The following is a 14,343-nucleotide window of genomic DNA, read 5'->3' as shown; positions in this document are numbered from 1 at the left end:
CAGCTCTTTTGCGATCAAATCTGACGCCGTCCGGTTGCGAAGGCAAGCGCTGCCTGAGAAGCTAGACCGGCGTCAAAGGCATGGCGGACGCACTGTAGACTTATAATTTTGGCGCTGGCACGCCCGTTGCACGCCATGTTTGCGTGAGAAACACTCGGCTGGTCGGCGCATCGCTCTTTCGGAGACCTCATCATGATCCTGATCCGCGGCGGCACGGTGGTAAACCACGATCATTCCTGGCGTGCGGACGTGCTGGTGGATGGCGGCAAGACCGTCGCATTCGGGCCTGCCCTCGATGCGCCCGCTGGCACTGAAGTGATCGACGCAGGCGGCTGCTATGTGATGCCCGGCGGCATCGATCCGCACACCCATCTCGAACTCGCCTTCATGGGCAGCGTCTCCGCCGACGATTTCGAATGGGGCACCAAGGGCGCGCTCGCCGGCGGCACCACCATGGTCGTCGACTTCTGCATTCCCGATCCCGGCCAATCCATGCTCGCCGCCTATCAGGACTGGCGTCGCAAATCCGAGAAGGCGGCGTGCGACTACGGCTTCCACATGGCGGTGACGTCATGGTCGAAACAGGTGTTCGACGAGATGGAGATCGTCGTCAAAACCTACGGCATCAATACCTTCAAGCACTTCATGGCCTACAAGGGCGCGCTGATGGTCAACGACGACGAGCTCTACAACTCGTTCGCGCGCTGCGCCCATCTCGGCGCCTTGCCGCTGGTACACGCCGAAAACGGCGACGTGGTCGCGCGGATGCAAGAGTCCCTGTTGGAAAGCGGGATGACCGGACCCGAAGGCCACGCGCATTCAAGGCCGCCGCTGGTCGAGGGCGAGGCGACCAACCGCGCCATCATGATCGCGGATATGACGGGCTCGCCGGTCTATATCGTTCACACGAGCTGCCGCGAGGCCCACGAGGCGATTGCGCGGGCGCGCGCCAACGGACAGCGCGTGTTCGGCGAGCCGTTGATCCAGCATCTCTTGCTCGATGCCGATGAATATCAGAACAAGAGCTGGGACCATGCGGCGCGGCGCGTGATGTCGCCGCCGTTCCGCGACAAGCGTCACCAGGAGAGCTTATGGGCCGGGCTGCAATCAGGTTCGTTGCAGGTGGTCGCGACCGATCACTGCGCCTTTACAACGGAACAGAAGCGCTTAGGGCTGGAAGACTTTCGCAAAATCCCGAACGGCACCGGCGGGCTCGAAGACCGCATGCCGCTACTCTGGACCGCTGGCGTCAACAGCGGCCGGCTGACGAAAGAAGAGTTTGTCGCGGTGACGTCGGCCAATATCGCGCGCATCCTCAATATCTATCCGCGCAAGGGCCGGCTTGCGATCGGCTCAGACGCCGACATCGTGGTGTGGGATCCGTCTGCGAATAAGACGATCCATGCGAAAAACCAGATCAGCCGGATCGATTACAACGTATTCGAGGGCTTTGCCTGCGTCGGCGCACCCGTCGTCACCTTGTCGGGCGGCAGAATTGCTTTTGCGAAAGGCGAGCTTCGCGCCGAACAAGGCGACGGCAAATATGTCGAGCGGCCGCCCTTCTCGCCGATTCACGTCGCCAATTCGACCTGGAAACAGGCAACCGCGCCGAAGGCCGTGTCGCGCGCAGGTATCACGCCGTGAGTTGAGAGGGTCACGGCGCTTTCGGACCGAAAACCTCCGCAGCAATCCGGTTGGTCTCGATGGCGGCCGGAATGCCGCAATACATCGCAACCAACAGCAGGACGTCCTGCACCTGCGCCCTCGTGCATCCGTTGGCCAGGGCGCCCTTGGCATGCACCGCGAATTCGGCGGGTTTGCCGCTGGCCGCCGTTATCCCGAGCATGACGAGACTGCGAACACTGTCGGAAAGTCCCGTTCTCTCCCAGACATCACCGTAAACATACGCGTTGATGATGTTTTGAAGCGGCGCCCCGAATTCGCCGGACGCAGCCATCCGCTTCTCGACGTCGGCTTCGCCAAACATTTTTTTGCGCCGCCGCAGACCGCGCGCGTATAAATCACTGGTATCCGCCATGGGCGCCTCGTTCCACTGAGATGGTCGATTTATACGGATAAATAGACCGCGGCTCAATCACAGGATATCGGCATTTTTAGCCGTATCTTGCATTTCTTCCGTATTTGTCCGTATAAACTAAAAACGCATCCGGGGGATGGAAGTGTCGCTGAAATTGCGCATTCTCGCTGGCCTGCTGCTGTTCGGCTGCTCGATTCCGCAAAGCGGTGCGGCAGGTGCCGACTACCCCTCCCGGCAGATCAGGATCGTGGTGCCGTTTCCCGCCGGCGCCGGCCCGGATCACGTCGCGCGCATGCTGGGTCAACATCTCCAGGAGGCCTTTGGCCAGACCGTGCTGATCGAGAACCGGGCAGGAGCGCTCGGCAGCATCGGGGCGGCAGAGGTCGCGCGCAGCGCCCCCGACGGCTACACGCTGCTGATGGGCACGAACACGACCCATGCGGGCAACGTCGCGATGCTCAAGAACCTTCCCTATGATCCAGTGAAGGATTTCGTTCCTGTGATCAGGACCATCACCACCGCGATGGTGTTGCTGGTCAAGCCGGACTTCCCTGCCAAGGACCTCGCCGGGTTCCTCAATTATACGAAGACCCATCCGAATCTGACTGCCGGCTACGGCTCGGGCGCGGCGCAGATATCGATCGCGCAATTGCAATCGCGCGGCGGCCTGTCGGTGATCGCGGCGTCCTACCGCGGCGTGCCGCAGGCGGTCACCGACGTGATGACCGGTGCAACCAATCTCACATTTGCGGATCTGTCGGTATCTCTGCCGCAGATGCGGGGCGGCACGCTTCGTGGCATCGGCGTGACTTCGCCGAAGCGAAACGAACTGACCCCGGACCTGCCCGCATTAGCCGAGGCCATGCCCGGCTTTGAGGCGACAATCTGGTACGGACTGCTCGCGCCCGCGAACACCCCCGCTGCGATCGTCGACAGGTTGTACACGGCGAGTGAAAAATTCCTGTCGGCGCCGGCAACACGGGAAAAGCTTGCCAGTGTCGGCGTCGTCGTTTCGACGATGCCACCGAAGGAATTCGGTACGTTCATTCAAAGCGAGATCGTCCGTTGGAGCGCCGATGCCAAGGCTGCCGGCATCGAGCCTCAATAGCGCGGAATGCTTAAGCCCATGTCAGTTCATGCATCCATTGGAATGATCGGGCTCGGCCTCATGGGAGCAGCACTTTCGGCGCGACTGATCGATGCCGGGTGTGCCGTGATCGGATTCGATATCGACCCCGAACGATGCAAGGAACTAAAGGCCAAAGGCGGCGAGGTGGCCGCCTCCGTTGGAGAACTCGCAGGCCATTGCCGGACGATCATTGTCGCTGTCTATAACGCCGATCAGGTTGAATCCCTGCTCGCCGAACTGGCGCCAAGCGAAGAGCCGGCGCGGAGCATGATCATCTGCACCACCACATGTACGCCGGACGAGATCACGCGAATCGCAAGACAGGCCGATGACGCCGGTCTCGGCTTCATCGAGGCGCCGATATCCGGTACCAGCGCGGAGGTGCGGAACGGCTCAGGCCTGGCGCTGGTGGCCGGCCCGCAAGAGAGCATCAAGACCGCCTCCGCCACCCTTGATATTCTCTGTCCGCAAAGGGTGAACGTCGGCAAGATCGGCGACGCCAGCCGGACCAAACTGGCGATCAATCTGATTCTGCAAAACAACAGGGCGGCGTTGGCGGAGGGGATTGTCTTCGCGGAAGGCCTGGGGCTGGACCCGGCGGTCTTTCTTGCTACTGCCCGCAAGTCCGCCGCCTACTCCCGGGTCATGGACACCAAGGGAGACAAGATGCTGACGCGCGATTTCACGCCCCAATCGCATATTTCGCAGACCCTGAAGGACGCCGAGCTCATTCTCGCAGAGGCCCAGCGCCGAAATTTTTCGCTTCCCCTGACATCAACCCAGGCGGCGTTACTCCGCACCGCGATTGCGCTGGAAGGGCCGGATAGCGACAGCGCCGCCGTCATCGAAGCCGTTCGACAGCCAAAAGCCCTGATCGAGGATCCCACATGATCAATTGCGCAATCGTCGGGCTGGGCCGCTGGGGCCGTCATCTCGCTGAGGCTGCGCGCGGCCAGGCTCACCTGAAGATAACCCGGGCCGTCGAGACCGACATCGACAACGCCCAAGCGTTTTGTGCCGAACATCAACTCGAGCTGACCGACAATCTCAACAACGTCCTTGGCGATCGCGCAATCGACGCAGTCCTGCTGGCGACGCCGCATTCCCAGCACCTGAATCAGGTGATCGTCTCCGCCGCGGCCGGCAAGCAGATATTCTGCGAAAAGCCGCTCGCGTTGCGTCGCGACCATGCCGAGCGCATGTTCGGCGCCTGTCGTGATGCGGGCGTGGTTCTCGCGGTCGGACATAACCGCCGGTTCTGGCCGTCGATGCAGGCGCTGCGAGAGATAACCGCCAGCGGCGAACTCGGCACGATCCTTCACATCGAGGGCCACAACAGCAACGAAAACTCCGAAAAAATCACCGCGGGATGGCGGCTGTCGCCTGCGGAATCCCCCGGCGGCGGATTAACCGGCGCCGGGCTGCATGTGCTCGATGCCTTTGTCAGCCTGCTGGGTCCGGTCCGCCAGGTCTACGCGCGCTTCAACTCGCGCGACGGCGGTCCGCCACCGCGGGATTCTTCCGTGCTCGCGCTCGATTTTGTCAACGGTGTTACCGGCACGCTGGCAACGGTGAGGGCGACCCCTTTCTATTGGCGGGTTCACGTGTTCGCCACCAAAGGGTCGGCGGAAGTGCTCGATGAGGCTACATTGGTACTGCGAAAGTCCGGCTGCGCGGCGAAGACGATCAACTATCCGCGCATCGACGTGCTGTCCGCCGAATTGAACGCCTTTGCGGATACGGTCGAGCGCAAGCTTCCTTTTCCTGCGCGGGAAACAGAAGTGCTCGCCACGCTATCGGCCTTCGAGGCTGCGCTGGAATCGATGGAATCGGGGCATCCGGTGGTCTGCGATGGCGGATAGATCTGCGGGACAAAAGCCCTCACGCTATCGCGACATCGCCGCCAGGCTGCAAAAGAACATCCGGCTCGGCAAATACCCGATCGGCGATCTATTGCCGACCGAAACCGAATTGATGGCGCAATATTCGGCGAGCCGCCAGACCGTTCGCGAGGCGCTTCGGATCCTGATGGACCAGGGCCTGATCGTGCGGCGCGCCGGGCTCGGCTCGGTGATCATCGCAACCGAGCCTCCGGTGCTGTTCACCCACAGTGTCAAATCGCTCGGCGAGTGGCTCAGATATTCCAATGAGACCTATCGTGAGGTCGTCAGGAGCCGCGAGATCGTCGCAGATCGAAATCTGGCCGCATTGCTGAAATGCGAGCCCGGCAAACACTGGTTTCTGATCGAGTCAGTCCGCCGCGCCGACCAATTCGCCGCCCCCCTTGGTTGGACCGAGATCTACGTGTTGCGGAAATTCGCAGGCGTCGTGAAGCGCAGCGATCACGGCCGCACGCCCGTACATGAACAGATCGCCAGGATGTTCGGCCAGATCACCGAATATGCCCAAATGGAAATCTTCGCACGCGAGATGCCGGCCGCGCTGGCGAAGGCGTTGCAGGTCAAACCTGGTTCCCCTGCCCTAACCGTCGTGCGCCGGTATTATGGCGTCAAGGAAGAGCTGTTCGAGGTGACCGTCACCACACATCCCGAAGGCCGCTATACCTATTCGATGGACATGCAGCGCTCGCTCCGCCCACGCGTCTAAAGCAAGATCCGGGAAGCGGATGGTGGGCACGACAGGGATCGAACCTGTGACCCCTACCATGTCAAGGTAGTGCTCTCCCGCTGAGCTACGTGCCCTAAAGTCCTAGATCGGGTGACGGTCCCTATATCGGCTCCGACGCGGGCAGGCAAGGTTACAAGCCTACGTTTTCGGCCATTCCGAGGGTCGATCAGGCCGCCAGCATCTTGTTCACTTCGCTGACAAGCTCGCGAAGGTGGACCGGCTTCGACAATACCTTGGCGTTTTTGGGCGCTTCCGAGTCCGCATTCAGCGCCACCGCCGCAAAGCCGGTGATGAACATGATCTTGATGTCGGGATCGAGTTCCGAGGCGCGGCGCGCCAGCTCAATGCCGTCCATTTCCGGCATCACGATGTCGGTGAGCAGCATCTCGAACGGCTCCTCGCGCAGCCGCTGATAGGCCGACATGCCGTTATCATGCGGCGAGACCTGAAAACCGGCGTTTTCCAGCGCCTTGACCAGAAAGCGGCGCATGTCGTTGTCGTCTTCGGCAAGCAGGATCTTGTGCATGGCTGGAATCGTTGAATCCGGTTTGAAGATCACCCCGCCCTACTAAGCCCGACAGAGAGTAAATTTCGGGTGAAAGCAGCAGCGCGTCGGAGATCTGATGACAGCATTTCTGGACCCGATTAGGGCACGAATCAATCGAGAGCGATCAATTCCCGCCGCAAGCCATTCGTTTCGATCATTTTAGAGTTTTTCCGCTTGGCAGAGCCGCCGCGATTATCGACAATGGCGCCTGAAAAGCCGCCTCTTCTGGCGAAAACAAGCTTGGTCAGAAGGGTGGATTCGAGGAACGGCGCCCGACGATGACTCATTCTGCCGAAGAACAGCCGCCGCCGTTCGAAATCGTCGAACCGGCAGCCTGGCGCGCGCCCATCATCTTCAATTCGCCGCATTCCGGCTCGGTCTATCCGGACGAATTCCTGAAAGCTTCGCGGATCGATCTCGCCGGCCTGCGCCGCTCGGAAGACTCGTTCATGGACGAGTTGATCGCGGACCTGAGCGGCCGCGGTTTTCCGACCGTGAGCGTCAACTTTCCGCGCTCCTATGTCGACGTCAACCGCGAACCCTATGAACTCGATCCACGGATGTTTTCGGGCCGGCTGCCGAGCTTTGCCAATACGCGCTCGATGCGGGTCGCCGGCGGCCTCGGCACCATCCCGCGCGTGGTCGGCGACGGCCAGGAAATCTACGGCGAGCGCATCGCGGTCGATGACGCACTCACCCGGATCGAACAGCTCTACAAGCCCTATCACCGCGCGTTGCGGCGTCTGATCAACAAGGCCCACCGCGCCTTCGGCACCGTGATCGTCGTCGACTGTCATTCGATGCCGTCGGTCGGCGTATCGCGTGAGGAGCCGCGGCGGCCGGACGTCGTGATCGGCGACCGCTATGGCACCAGTTGCGCCCCGGTCCTGGCCGACACGGTCGAGGAAACCATGAGCCGGCTCGGTTACACGGTCGGCCGCAACAAGCCCTATGCGGGCGGCTTCATCACCGAGCATTACGGCAACCCGGCTTCCGGGCTGCACACCGTGCAGCTCGAACTCAACCGCGCCGTCTATATGGATGAGCGGAGCCGCGCCCGCGGTGAACGGTTCGCGCAGGTCGCGCGCGACTTCGCAGTGCTGGCCGACGTGCTCGCCGCACTCCCGCTGGATGGTCTTGAGCCCTTCGCCTCCGCCGCGGAATGATCGCGGTCATCGTCGACCCGATGACAATTCCAAGAAAAGGGCCGCTCCCAAGAAAAAAGGGCCGCCTGAATGAACAAGCGGCCCAAGTCTAGGGAGGAAACGCCCAAGGAGGGCAGCGATAGCGCGAGGCGCTACCGCACCGCAACAATATGCGACCGCGCTGCACAAAGTGCAAGACCTTTCGAAATATTTCTGGTGCATAGCCTGTTGAAGACCGGCCGGGGCTAGCGCGACAAGTCTTCATATTTTACTTTTAAAATCATATACTTAAATATGACACAGGTGGCCTTCTACACCACTGTGTTTCGACCGTCCAATTTGCTCTCGAATTCGTGATCGGAGGTGCTCGTTGGAAATTTACCCTTTTTGGGACCTCGAATCACTGAGCGAAATCAAGCCTGGGCCCCGGCGGACGGCCCGCACCGACGGTGCGGAATTCGCCGGATTGCGCTAGTGGTTCGATTCTGTTCTGCGGCAGCCCTGGAGACACCGTGACGGTCATCGATTTCACCGCGTTCATTGGCCGTCTGGCGACCGCCTCCGGCGAAACCATCCTGCCGTTCTTCAGGACCTCGCTCGGCGTCGACAACAAGGGTTCGCACGATTTCGATCCGGTGACGGAAGCGGACAGGGCGGCCGAGGCGGTGATGCGCCGGCTGATCCAGGCCAACTTTCCCCAACATGGCATTGTCGGCGAAGAGTTCGGCAACGAACGCGAGGATGCCGACTATGTCTGGGTGCTCGACCCGATCGACGGCACCAAGTCGTTTATTTCGGGCTTTCCCACCTGGGGCACGTTGATCGCGCTGATGCACAAGAAAATGCCGGTATTCGGCATGATGCATCAGCCCTATATCGGCGAACGATTTTACGGCGACAACGGCTCGGCGAATTATTCCGGATCGGCCGGCCAACGACGTCTGGCCGTGCGCCGCTGCGCCTCGCTCAAGGACGCGACGCTGTTTACCACCAGTCCGCTGCTGATGAACGAGGCCGATCGCGCCACCTTCAGCCGCTTCGCCGATGTCGTGCGGCTGACGCGCTATGGCGGCGATTGCTACTCTTACTGCATGCTGGCGGCCGGCCATCTCGATCTCGTCATCGAGACCGAACTGAAACCTTACGACATTGCGGCGTTGATCCCGATCATCACCGGCGCCGGCGGCGTGGTGACGACCTGGGAAGGCAAGCCCGCGCAAGGCGGCGGCCGCATTGTCGCGGCCGGCGATCCGCGCGTCCACGAAGCGGCGCTCAAGCTGCTCAACGGTTGAGAGGACGTTCATGAAACCATCGTACGGGCTGTTTGCAGCATTGGTGCTGCTGTTGTCGGCCGCGCCAGCGGGGGCTCAGGACTTTCCATCGCACCAGATCCGCCTGATCGTTCCGTTCCCGGCCGGCGGCCCCAGCGACATCATCGCGCGCGTGCTCGGACAGCGCATGTCGGAGATCACCAAGCAGCCGGTGATCATCGACAACCGCGGCGGCCAGGGCGGCGTGCTCGGCACCGAGGTGCTCGCCAAGGCAACGCCCGATGGCTACACGATTGCGCTTTCCAGCGCCGGTGCGCTCGCCATCAGTCCGACGATGGAACGGGTTACCTACGATCCGTTGAAAGACCTTCAAACCATCACGCTGGTGGCCAAAGCGCCGGAGATGCTCGTCGTGACACCCGACGTTCCGGCGAAGAACATGGCGGAGTTGGTCGCGCTCGCAAAGGCCAAGCCCGGAAAACTCAACTTTGCTTCGACAGGTCCGGGCAGCATGCCGCATCTCGCCGGCGAATTGCTCAAGCTCATCGCCAAGGTCGACATCGTGCATGTGCCCTATCGCGGCGCGGCGCCGGCGGTGAACGATCTGCTCGGGCAACAGGTGCAGATGGCATTTCTTGATCAGCCCGTCCTGCTGCCGCAGATCAAGGCCGGCGGCTTGCGTGCGATCGCGATCGGCGCGCCGGAACGTGCGTCGACCTTGCCGGACGTGCCGACCACCGCCGAGGTCGGCATGCCCGATCTTCTGGCTGAAAACTGGCATGGCATGGTCGCGCCAGCCGGCACGCCGGCGGCGATCGTAGCAGTGCTGAACCGGATCACGACCGAGGCGTTGCAGGATCCGACCGTGAAGGAAAAGCTTGCCATTCAAGGCGCCACGGTCGTCGGCGACAGCCCGGAACATTTCCACGCCTTCCTCGATAGCGAAATCACGCGGTGGGCGAAGGTGATCAAGGACGCCGGCGTCGCGACGGAGAAGTAAGCCGCCCGCTTCTCCTCCGTCGTTGCGAGCGCCAGCGAAGCAATCCAGAACTGCAAGACGCTGGATTGCTTCGTCGCTACGCTCCTCGCAATGACAGACCTTTAGCGAGCCGCCTTGCGCAGGTGATCGACGAGAAGCTTGGCCGGCTTCGGCAGGTCCTTGAAGCTGCGGGCGCAGATCACGAGCCTGCGGTTGGCCCAATCGTCGCGGATCGCAAGCGGCGCAATCGGCATCGATTGCGCACAGCGCCTGGCGGCGGCTTCCGGCACCACGGCAACGCCGACGCCCGCGGCCACCATGCGGCAGATCGCGTCGAAATCCCGCAACCGCGCCCGAACCTGCAACCGTACCCCGAGCCGTGCGGCATGCCTGCCGATGTGAATGGCGAGCGCGGTCGTATTCGTCAGCCCGACGAAATCGCGATTCCCGACCTCGACAAAATCGATATGCCGGCGGTTCGAGAATTCGCTGCGCTTCGGCACCACCAGCATCAAGCGATCTTCGCTAAAGGAAAACCGCTCGAAATGCGCAGGGACTGCATGTTCGGCGGCAAAACCGAGATCGGCCGCGCCGCCGGCAATGGCGCCGACGATATCGGCGCTCTCGCGTTCCTCGACATCGAGGCTGATCTCGGGATATTCGCGCAAGAAAACGCCGAGCGCTTTCGGCAAATGCTCCGACAGGCCGGACGTGTTGGCGAGCAGGTGCACGCTCGCCTTGACGCCGCTGGAGAAAGCCGAAATGTCGCCCTGCATCATCACGACCTGATGCATGATCGTCCGCGCGTGATCGCGCAGGCTTTCGCCGGCGGCCGTAAGCTCAACGCCGCGGCGCCGGCGGCGGACCAGCGCCACGCCGAGATCGGCCTCTAGCCCCTTGATCCGGGCGCTTGCCGAGGCAAGCGCGAGATTCGCGCGCGCCGCACCGTGGGTGATGCTGCCGGAGTCGGCTATCGCGACGAAAAGCTGAAGATCGACCAGATCAAACCGCATGGCATGCTCGCAGGTCATGTGCCTTCGTCAAATCCGAAGGCTTATTCAATAAGTCACAGATTGTGCCAGTCCGGCCGATCGGTCAATGTGATGACATGAGCATTCTCCTTCTGACCTTCATCGCGGTGGTGTTCTTCCTGGCCGGGGTGGTCAAGGGTGTGATCGGGCTTGGCCTGCCGACCGTGTCGATGGGGTTGCTCGCGGTCGCGATGCCGCCGGCGCATGCGCTTGCGATCGTCATCGTGCCGGGCATCCTGACCAACATCTGGCAGACCTTTGCCGGCCCCTACTTCGCCGGCATCGTGAAGCGGCTCTGGCCGCTGTTGCTGAGCCTTGCGGTCGGCATCTGGCTCAATCGCGACATGATGACCGGCCCCTATGCGCGGCATGGCACCGTCCTGATCGGCATCCTGCTGGTGATCTACGCGATCATCAGCCTGCGGAAATTTGCACTCACCGTCCCTCCGGCTCGCGAGAAATCGATCGGCGGCGTCATCGGCCTTACCACCGGGCTCATCTCGGGCGCCACCGGTGTGCAGGTGATTCCGTCGATGCCGTTCTTCCAGGCGCTCGGCATGAAGAAAGACGAACTGATCCAGGCGCTCGGCGTATTCTTCACGGTCGCGACCGTGGCGCAGGCCTTCAATCTCTCAGCCGCAGGTGTGCTGGATGAGTCGACCGCATTGCCCGGCGTGATCGCGCTCGCCTGCGCCTTCACCGGCATGGCGCTCGGCCAAAGCGTGCGCTCGCGGCTCGAGCCGGAAGCGTTCCGCCGCTGGTTCCTGATCTCGATGATGCTGCTCGGAATCTATCTCGCTTGCGCCGCGACCTACGAAATCTATTTCGCCTAATCGCTCTTCACCCGAACAGCGGCGTACCCGGCACGAAGGCGTCGAACGCCGCCCAGAACTGCGCGCGGTAGCGATCCTGCTCTTGCAGGATTTCGTGCCTGGCGCCGGCGATGACGAGATGCGAACCGGCCTTTAAGTGATAGGCGAACTCCTCGATCGCCGACGTGGAAACGACCGTGTCGTTGCTCGCCGCCAGCATCAGGATTGGCTGGCGAATCTCGGAAGGGTAGGTCATGGCGCGAAAGCCGTGCATCGCGCGGAAGGCCGTATCGGCCCAGGCGACCGTTGGCGAGCCAAGGCCCAGCGTCGGGTCTTCGGCCAGGATCGCGGCATTGCGCGCGTAACGGACGGGATCGCTGGTCAGCGGATTGTTCACGAAGGACTCGGTGCCGGTCAGCGTATCCCCGCCACCGGGAACGTAGCGACCGCCGAGACCGGCAAACCGCAGGGTTCGCAACAACACGCGGGCCGGCAGCGCCGTCAGATGGCCTGGCAGATCAATCATCGGCGCCGACAAAACCATGCGATCGAACCAGCGTTTTCCCGCATGCGCGATCCGCAGCATCACCGCGCCGCCCATCGAATGGGCGAGCGCAAAGAACGGCGGCGGACAATCCGGCATCACCACCTGCTGCACGAAGGCCTCGACGTCGATCTCGTAGTCGGAAAAGTCGCGCACATAGCCTTTGCGCGGATCGCGCAGCCGTCGCGAGGAGTGTCCCTGGCCACGCCAGTCGATCATCGCCACCGCAAAGCCGCGGTCGCGCAAATCCCGCACCGTCTCGAAGTATTTCTCGATGTGCTCGCTGCGGCCGGTGAAGACGCAGACCGTGCCCTTGCGATTGGCCGGCGGAGCCCAGCGCGCAAAGCGCAGTTCGGCACCGTCTGGTGTCTTGATGGTCCCGGAAACGACGTCGTCGGGCACGGGATTGGCGGGGATTGAGACGAGCGTCATGGAAGCTGCCGGGCTAGGCGAAAAGCGCTGAAAATCAAGGGTGCTGGCGCATCAAAGAGCGCCTTGAACGCATTCGATTCCCTCCCATATCACCTTCGTGCAGGCCACGGCCAGTATTTCCGAAGAACCCGGGAGTGCTGGAGGCTGCACAACATAAGCCCGGCCCCATGGCGGGCGGGTTCACTCAAACAGTCGCTCAATGGAGGACTACCTATGCGTAGCTACGACCTTACCCCGTTTTATCGCTCGACCGTCGGCTTCGACCGCTTCTTTAGCCTGCTCGACCAGGCCACTGCTGACGGCAGCCCCGGCTATCCGCCCTACAACATCGAACGTACCGGCGAGAACGCCTATCGCATCAGCGTTGCGGTCTCCGGCTTCGCGCAGAGCGAGCTTTCGATCGTCGCCAAGGAGAACACCTTGACGATCAAGGGCGAGAAAGTCGCCAACGAGAATAGCAAAGAAAAATCCGAGGTGCTTTACCGCGGCATCGCCGCGCGGGCCTTCGAGCGTGCGTTCCAGCTTGCCGACTTTGTCGTCGTGAAGAACGCCTCGCTGGAGAACGGTCTCCTGCACGTCGATCTCGTCCGCGAGATCCCCGAGGCCAAGAAGCCCCGCAGCATTCCGATCGGCACGGCGACGCCCTCTGCGCCTGTCATCGAAGGCTCGGCCGAGAAGGCCGCGGCCTGAAGCATGATCCGGAAAAGTGTGTAGCGGTTTTCCGAATAAGATCATGCTCTAAAGTCACCCCTTCAGCAGATATTGGCTGAAGACGAAAACGCCCCGGGAAACCGGGGCGTTTTTTATTGCGGTGTGTTGACGTCACTCCAGCCCCTGGACCTTCGGCATCGGCTGGGTCGGCTGGATGGCCGGCGCAGCCGGCTTGGCTTCCACCACTGCGGCAGGAGGCGCGGCCGGCGGCGTGTCGGCGGGCTTGGCCTGAACGGCGGCCGATTGCTGCATGGGCGCCGGCGCGGGCGTCGTCGTCAACTTGTCGGCCAAGGGCTTCACGTCCGAGGGTTTCACGCCCGAGGGTTTGGCGTCGAGCCGGTCGGCCAATTTGGCCGGCGCAGCCTTCGGCATCGGAACCTGCTGCGGCATCCGGCTTGCGATCTTGGGCACGGAAGCCGGCGGCCTCGGCGCGTTGTCGAGGCGCGTCATCGGCTCAACCGGCCCGTACCCGTACGAGGGCCGGGGTGCGCCGCCGTAATAGCCATCTCCGTAGCCGCCACCATAGCCGCCAAAGTGCTCGGCCGGCACGAAGCGAACGATCCGCCCGTCACGCGCATCGATCACCAGACGGCCATCGTCGCCCCGGCGATCGATCGCCGAGACCGAATAGAACAGGCCGCGCAGCCGTGGCACGCCGAGCGGAGAGAACCCGTTCTCGCGCAGGACCGCATAGACCTCCGTCGGCGGCAGTAGCGGCGCGCCATAGCCAGGACCGTCCGCAGGACCGGCGCCATAAGCCGGCGGCGGGCCATAGGCGCGCGGACCGTAGGCTGGTGCAGTTATGACCGGAGGTGGCGGCGGCACATCGGCATAGGGCCCCTCGATATCGGATGCCGCCTGGTAGCGGGCGGGACCTGCCTGCTGGGGCGTGCTTTGCGCATTCGCCGCCGTCGCCGCGAAAACGAGCCCGGCCGTAACGGCCCACCCTCTGAACGCCTTCATCTTTGGAGCTCCTGTGATGACCCTGCCAAGGGTCTCTGTTTTGCAACCCCGAGGCCCGATTTCATTCTTGGAATCGGGCAGCCCTTAGGCTCAATCGCGGCGGGCTTGCCGCA

General features: G+C 62.5%; 15 protein-coding genes and 1 tRNA gene. 10 read left to right on the top strand and 6 right to left on the bottom strand.

Features of this window, described 5'->3' with window-relative positions; translation table 11 throughout:
- The first annotated feature begins 189 nt into the window (after positions 1 to 189).
- Positions 190 to 1,644 carry a dihydropyrimidinase gene (gene hydA, locus BUA38_RS18720; protein ID WP_072820039.1) on the top strand — a complete coding sequence of 485 codons (1,455 nt, stop codon included), beginning with the start codon at positions 190 to 192 and terminating at the stop codon, positions 1,642 to 1,644.
- A 10-nt stretch (positions 1,645 to 1,654) separates the two neighbouring features.
- Here the strand turns inward: hydA and BUA38_RS18715 are convergent, their stop codons facing one another.
- Positions 1,655 to 2,038, bottom strand: a complete 384-nt coding sequence (locus BUA38_RS18715) for a carboxymuconolactone decarboxylase family protein (RefSeq protein ID WP_072820038.1) — start codon at positions 2,036 to 2,038, stop codon at positions 1,655 to 1,657.
- 142 nt (positions 2,039 to 2,180) lie between these two features.
- On the opposite strand from BUA38_RS18715, the gene BUA38_RS18710 reads away from it, so the two are divergent.
- The 4 genes from BUA38_RS18710 to BUA38_RS18695 are packed head-to-tail and all read left to right on the top strand — an operon-like array spanning position 2,181 to position 5,774.
- On the top strand, positions 2,181 to 3,146 hold the full coding sequence (locus BUA38_RS18710) for a Bug family tripartite tricarboxylate transporter substrate binding protein (protein ID WP_244552988.1): 966 nt from the start codon (positions 2,181 to 2,183) through the stop codon (positions 3,144 to 3,146).
- Between the two features lie 18 nt (positions 3,147 to 3,164).
- Positions 3,165 to 4,058: an NAD(P)-dependent oxidoreductase gene (locus BUA38_RS18705; RefSeq protein WP_072820036.1), complete on the top strand. Its 894-nt coding sequence runs from the start codon at positions 3,165 to 3,167 to the stop codon at positions 4,056 to 4,058.
- A complete protein-coding gene (locus tag BUA38_RS18700; RefSeq protein ID WP_072820035.1) occupies positions 4,055 to 5,029 on the top strand; it encodes a Gfo/Idh/MocA family protein in 975 nt (324 codons plus the stop codon). The genes BUA38_RS18705 and BUA38_RS18700 overlap by 4 nt, the downstream gene beginning before the upstream one ends.
- Positions 5,019 to 5,774: a GntR family transcriptional regulator gene (locus BUA38_RS18695; RefSeq protein ID WP_083587641.1), complete on the top strand. Its 756-nt coding sequence runs from the start codon at positions 5,019 to 5,021 to the stop codon at positions 5,772 to 5,774. Before BUA38_RS18700 ends, BUA38_RS18695 begins: the two co-directional genes overlap by 11 nt.
- Before the next feature lie 20 nt (positions 5,775 to 5,794).
- On the opposite strand, the gene BUA38_RS18690 is transcribed toward BUA38_RS18695, so the two are convergent.
- Positions 5,795 to 5,869, bottom strand: a tRNA-Val gene (locus BUA38_RS18690).
- Between the two features lie 92 nt (positions 5,870 to 5,961).
- Entirely contained in the window at positions 5,962 to 6,321 is a 360-nt protein-coding gene (gene cpdR / locus BUA38_RS18685) for a cell cycle two-component system response regulator CpdR (protein ID WP_072826226.1), read from the bottom strand.
- Between the two features lie 299 nt (positions 6,322 to 6,620).
- Between cpdR and BUA38_RS18680 the strand changes: the two genes are divergently transcribed.
- The 3 genes from BUA38_RS18680 to BUA38_RS18670 all read left to right on the top strand — a co-directional run bounded on the left by BUA38_RS18680 (position 6,621) and on the right by BUA38_RS18670 (position 9,758).
- Positions 6,621 to 7,508 carry an N-formylglutamate amidohydrolase gene (locus tag BUA38_RS18680; protein WP_072820033.1) on the top strand — a complete coding sequence of 296 codons (888 nt, stop codon included), beginning with the start codon at positions 6,621 to 6,623 and terminating at the stop codon, positions 7,506 to 7,508.
- 491 nt (positions 7,509 to 7,999) lie between these two features.
- Positions 8,000 to 8,779, top strand: a complete 780-nt coding sequence (hisN, locus tag BUA38_RS18675) for a histidinol-phosphatase (protein ID WP_072820031.1) — start codon at positions 8,000 to 8,002, stop codon at positions 8,777 to 8,779.
- A gap of 10 nt (positions 8,780 to 8,789) precedes the next feature.
- Positions 8,790 to 9,758: a Bug family tripartite tricarboxylate transporter substrate binding protein gene (locus BUA38_RS18670; RefSeq protein ID WP_072820029.1), complete on the top strand. Its 969-nt coding sequence runs from the start codon at positions 8,790 to 8,792 to the stop codon at positions 9,756 to 9,758.
- Positions 9,759 to 9,859: 101 nt separating this feature from the next.
- Here BUA38_RS18670 and BUA38_RS18665 read toward each other — a convergent pair whose 3' ends face one another.
- The gene (locus BUA38_RS18665; RefSeq protein ID WP_072826225.1) at positions 9,860 to 10,750 is read right to left on the bottom strand and encodes a LysR substrate-binding domain-containing protein; all 891 of its coding nucleotides are present in this window, start codon (positions 10,748 to 10,750) and stop codon (positions 9,860 to 9,862) included.
- A 95-nt stretch (positions 10,751 to 10,845) separates the two neighbouring features.
- On the opposite strand from BUA38_RS18665, the gene BUA38_RS18660 reads away from it, so the two are divergent.
- Positions 10,846 to 11,601: a sulfite exporter TauE/SafE family protein gene (locus BUA38_RS18660; RefSeq protein WP_072820027.1), complete on the top strand. Its 756-nt coding sequence runs from the start codon at positions 10,846 to 10,848 to the stop codon at positions 11,599 to 11,601.
- A gap of 7 nt (positions 11,602 to 11,608) precedes the next feature.
- Here BUA38_RS18660 and BUA38_RS18655 read toward each other — a convergent pair whose 3' ends face one another.
- Positions 11,609 to 12,556 (bottom strand): alpha/beta fold hydrolase, encoded by a 948-nt coding sequence (locus BUA38_RS18655; protein WP_072820025.1) that lies wholly within the window; start codon positions 12,554 to 12,556, stop codon positions 11,609 to 11,611.
- Positions 12,557 to 12,769: 213 nt separating this feature from the next.
- On the opposite strand from BUA38_RS18655, the gene BUA38_RS18650 reads away from it, so the two are divergent.
- Positions 12,770 to 13,246: an Hsp20 family protein gene (locus BUA38_RS18650; protein ID WP_072820023.1), complete on the top strand. Its 477-nt coding sequence runs from the start codon at positions 12,770 to 12,772 to the stop codon at positions 13,244 to 13,246.
- A gap of 132 nt (positions 13,247 to 13,378) precedes the next feature.
- Here the strand turns inward: BUA38_RS18650 and BUA38_RS18645 are convergent, their stop codons facing one another.
- Positions 13,379 to 14,230: a hypothetical protein gene (locus BUA38_RS18645; RefSeq protein WP_072820021.1), complete on the bottom strand. Its 852-nt coding sequence runs from the start codon at positions 14,228 to 14,230 to the stop codon at positions 13,379 to 13,381.
- Positions 14,231 to 14,343: the final 113 nt, after the last annotated feature.

The organism is Bradyrhizobium erythrophlei (genome assembly GCF_900142985.1).
GTDB lineage: Bacteria > Pseudomonadota > Alphaproteobacteria > Rhizobiales > Xanthobacteraceae > Bradyrhizobium > Bradyrhizobium erythrophlei_B.
The sequence above is the reverse complement of the archived record's forward strand: the minus strand, read 5'-3'. Positions and strand labels throughout refer to the sequence as shown.

What these genes read in the sequence shown, in the direction of transcription:
- BUA38_RS18660 (WP_072820027.1), top strand. Translation starts at nt 10,846, where the DNA reads ATGAGCATTCTCCTTCTGACCTTCATCGCGGTGGTGTTCTTCCTGGCC.
- BUA38_RS18700 (WP_072820035.1), top strand. Translation starts at nt 4,055, where the DNA reads ATGATCAATTGCGCAATCGTCGGGCTGGGCCGCTGGGGCCGTCATCTC.
- BUA38_RS18680 (WP_072820033.1), top strand. Translation starts at nt 6,621, where the DNA reads ATGACTCATTCTGCCGAAGAACAGCCGCCGCCGTTCGAAATCGTCGAA.
- BUA38_RS18695 (WP_083587641.1), top strand. Translation starts at nt 5,019, where the DNA reads ATGGCGGATAGATCTGCGGGACAAAAGCCCTCACGCTATCGCGACATC.
- cpdR (WP_072826226.1), bottom strand. Translation starts at nt 6,321, where the DNA reads ATGCACAAGATCCTGCTTGCCGAAGACGACAACGACATGCGCCGCTTT.
- BUA38_RS18705 (WP_072820036.1), top strand. Translation starts at nt 3,165, where the DNA reads ATGTCAGTTCATGCATCCATTGGAATGATCGGGCTCGGCCTCATGGGA.
- BUA38_RS18645 (WP_072820021.1), bottom strand. Translation starts at nt 14,230, where the DNA reads ATGAAGGCGTTCAGAGGGTGGGCCGTTACGGCCGGGCTCGTTTTCGCG.
- BUA38_RS18715 (WP_072820038.1), bottom strand. Translation starts at nt 2,038, where the DNA reads ATGGCGGATACCAGTGATTTATACGCGCGCGGTCTGCGGCGGCGCAAA.
- BUA38_RS18665 (WP_072826225.1), bottom strand. Translation starts at nt 10,750, where the DNA reads ATGCGGTTTGATCTGGTCGATCTTCAGCTTTTCGTCGCGATAGCCGAC.
- BUA38_RS18650 (WP_072820023.1), top strand. Translation starts at nt 12,770, where the DNA reads ATGCGTAGCTACGACCTTACCCCGTTTTATCGCTCGACCGTCGGCTTC.
- BUA38_RS18655 (WP_072820025.1), bottom strand. Translation starts at nt 12,556, where the DNA reads ATGACGCTCGTCTCAATCCCCGCCAATCCCGTGCCCGACGACGTCGTT.
- BUA38_RS18670 (WP_072820029.1), top strand. Translation starts at nt 8,790, where the DNA reads ATGAAACCATCGTACGGGCTGTTTGCAGCATTGGTGCTGCTGTTGTCG.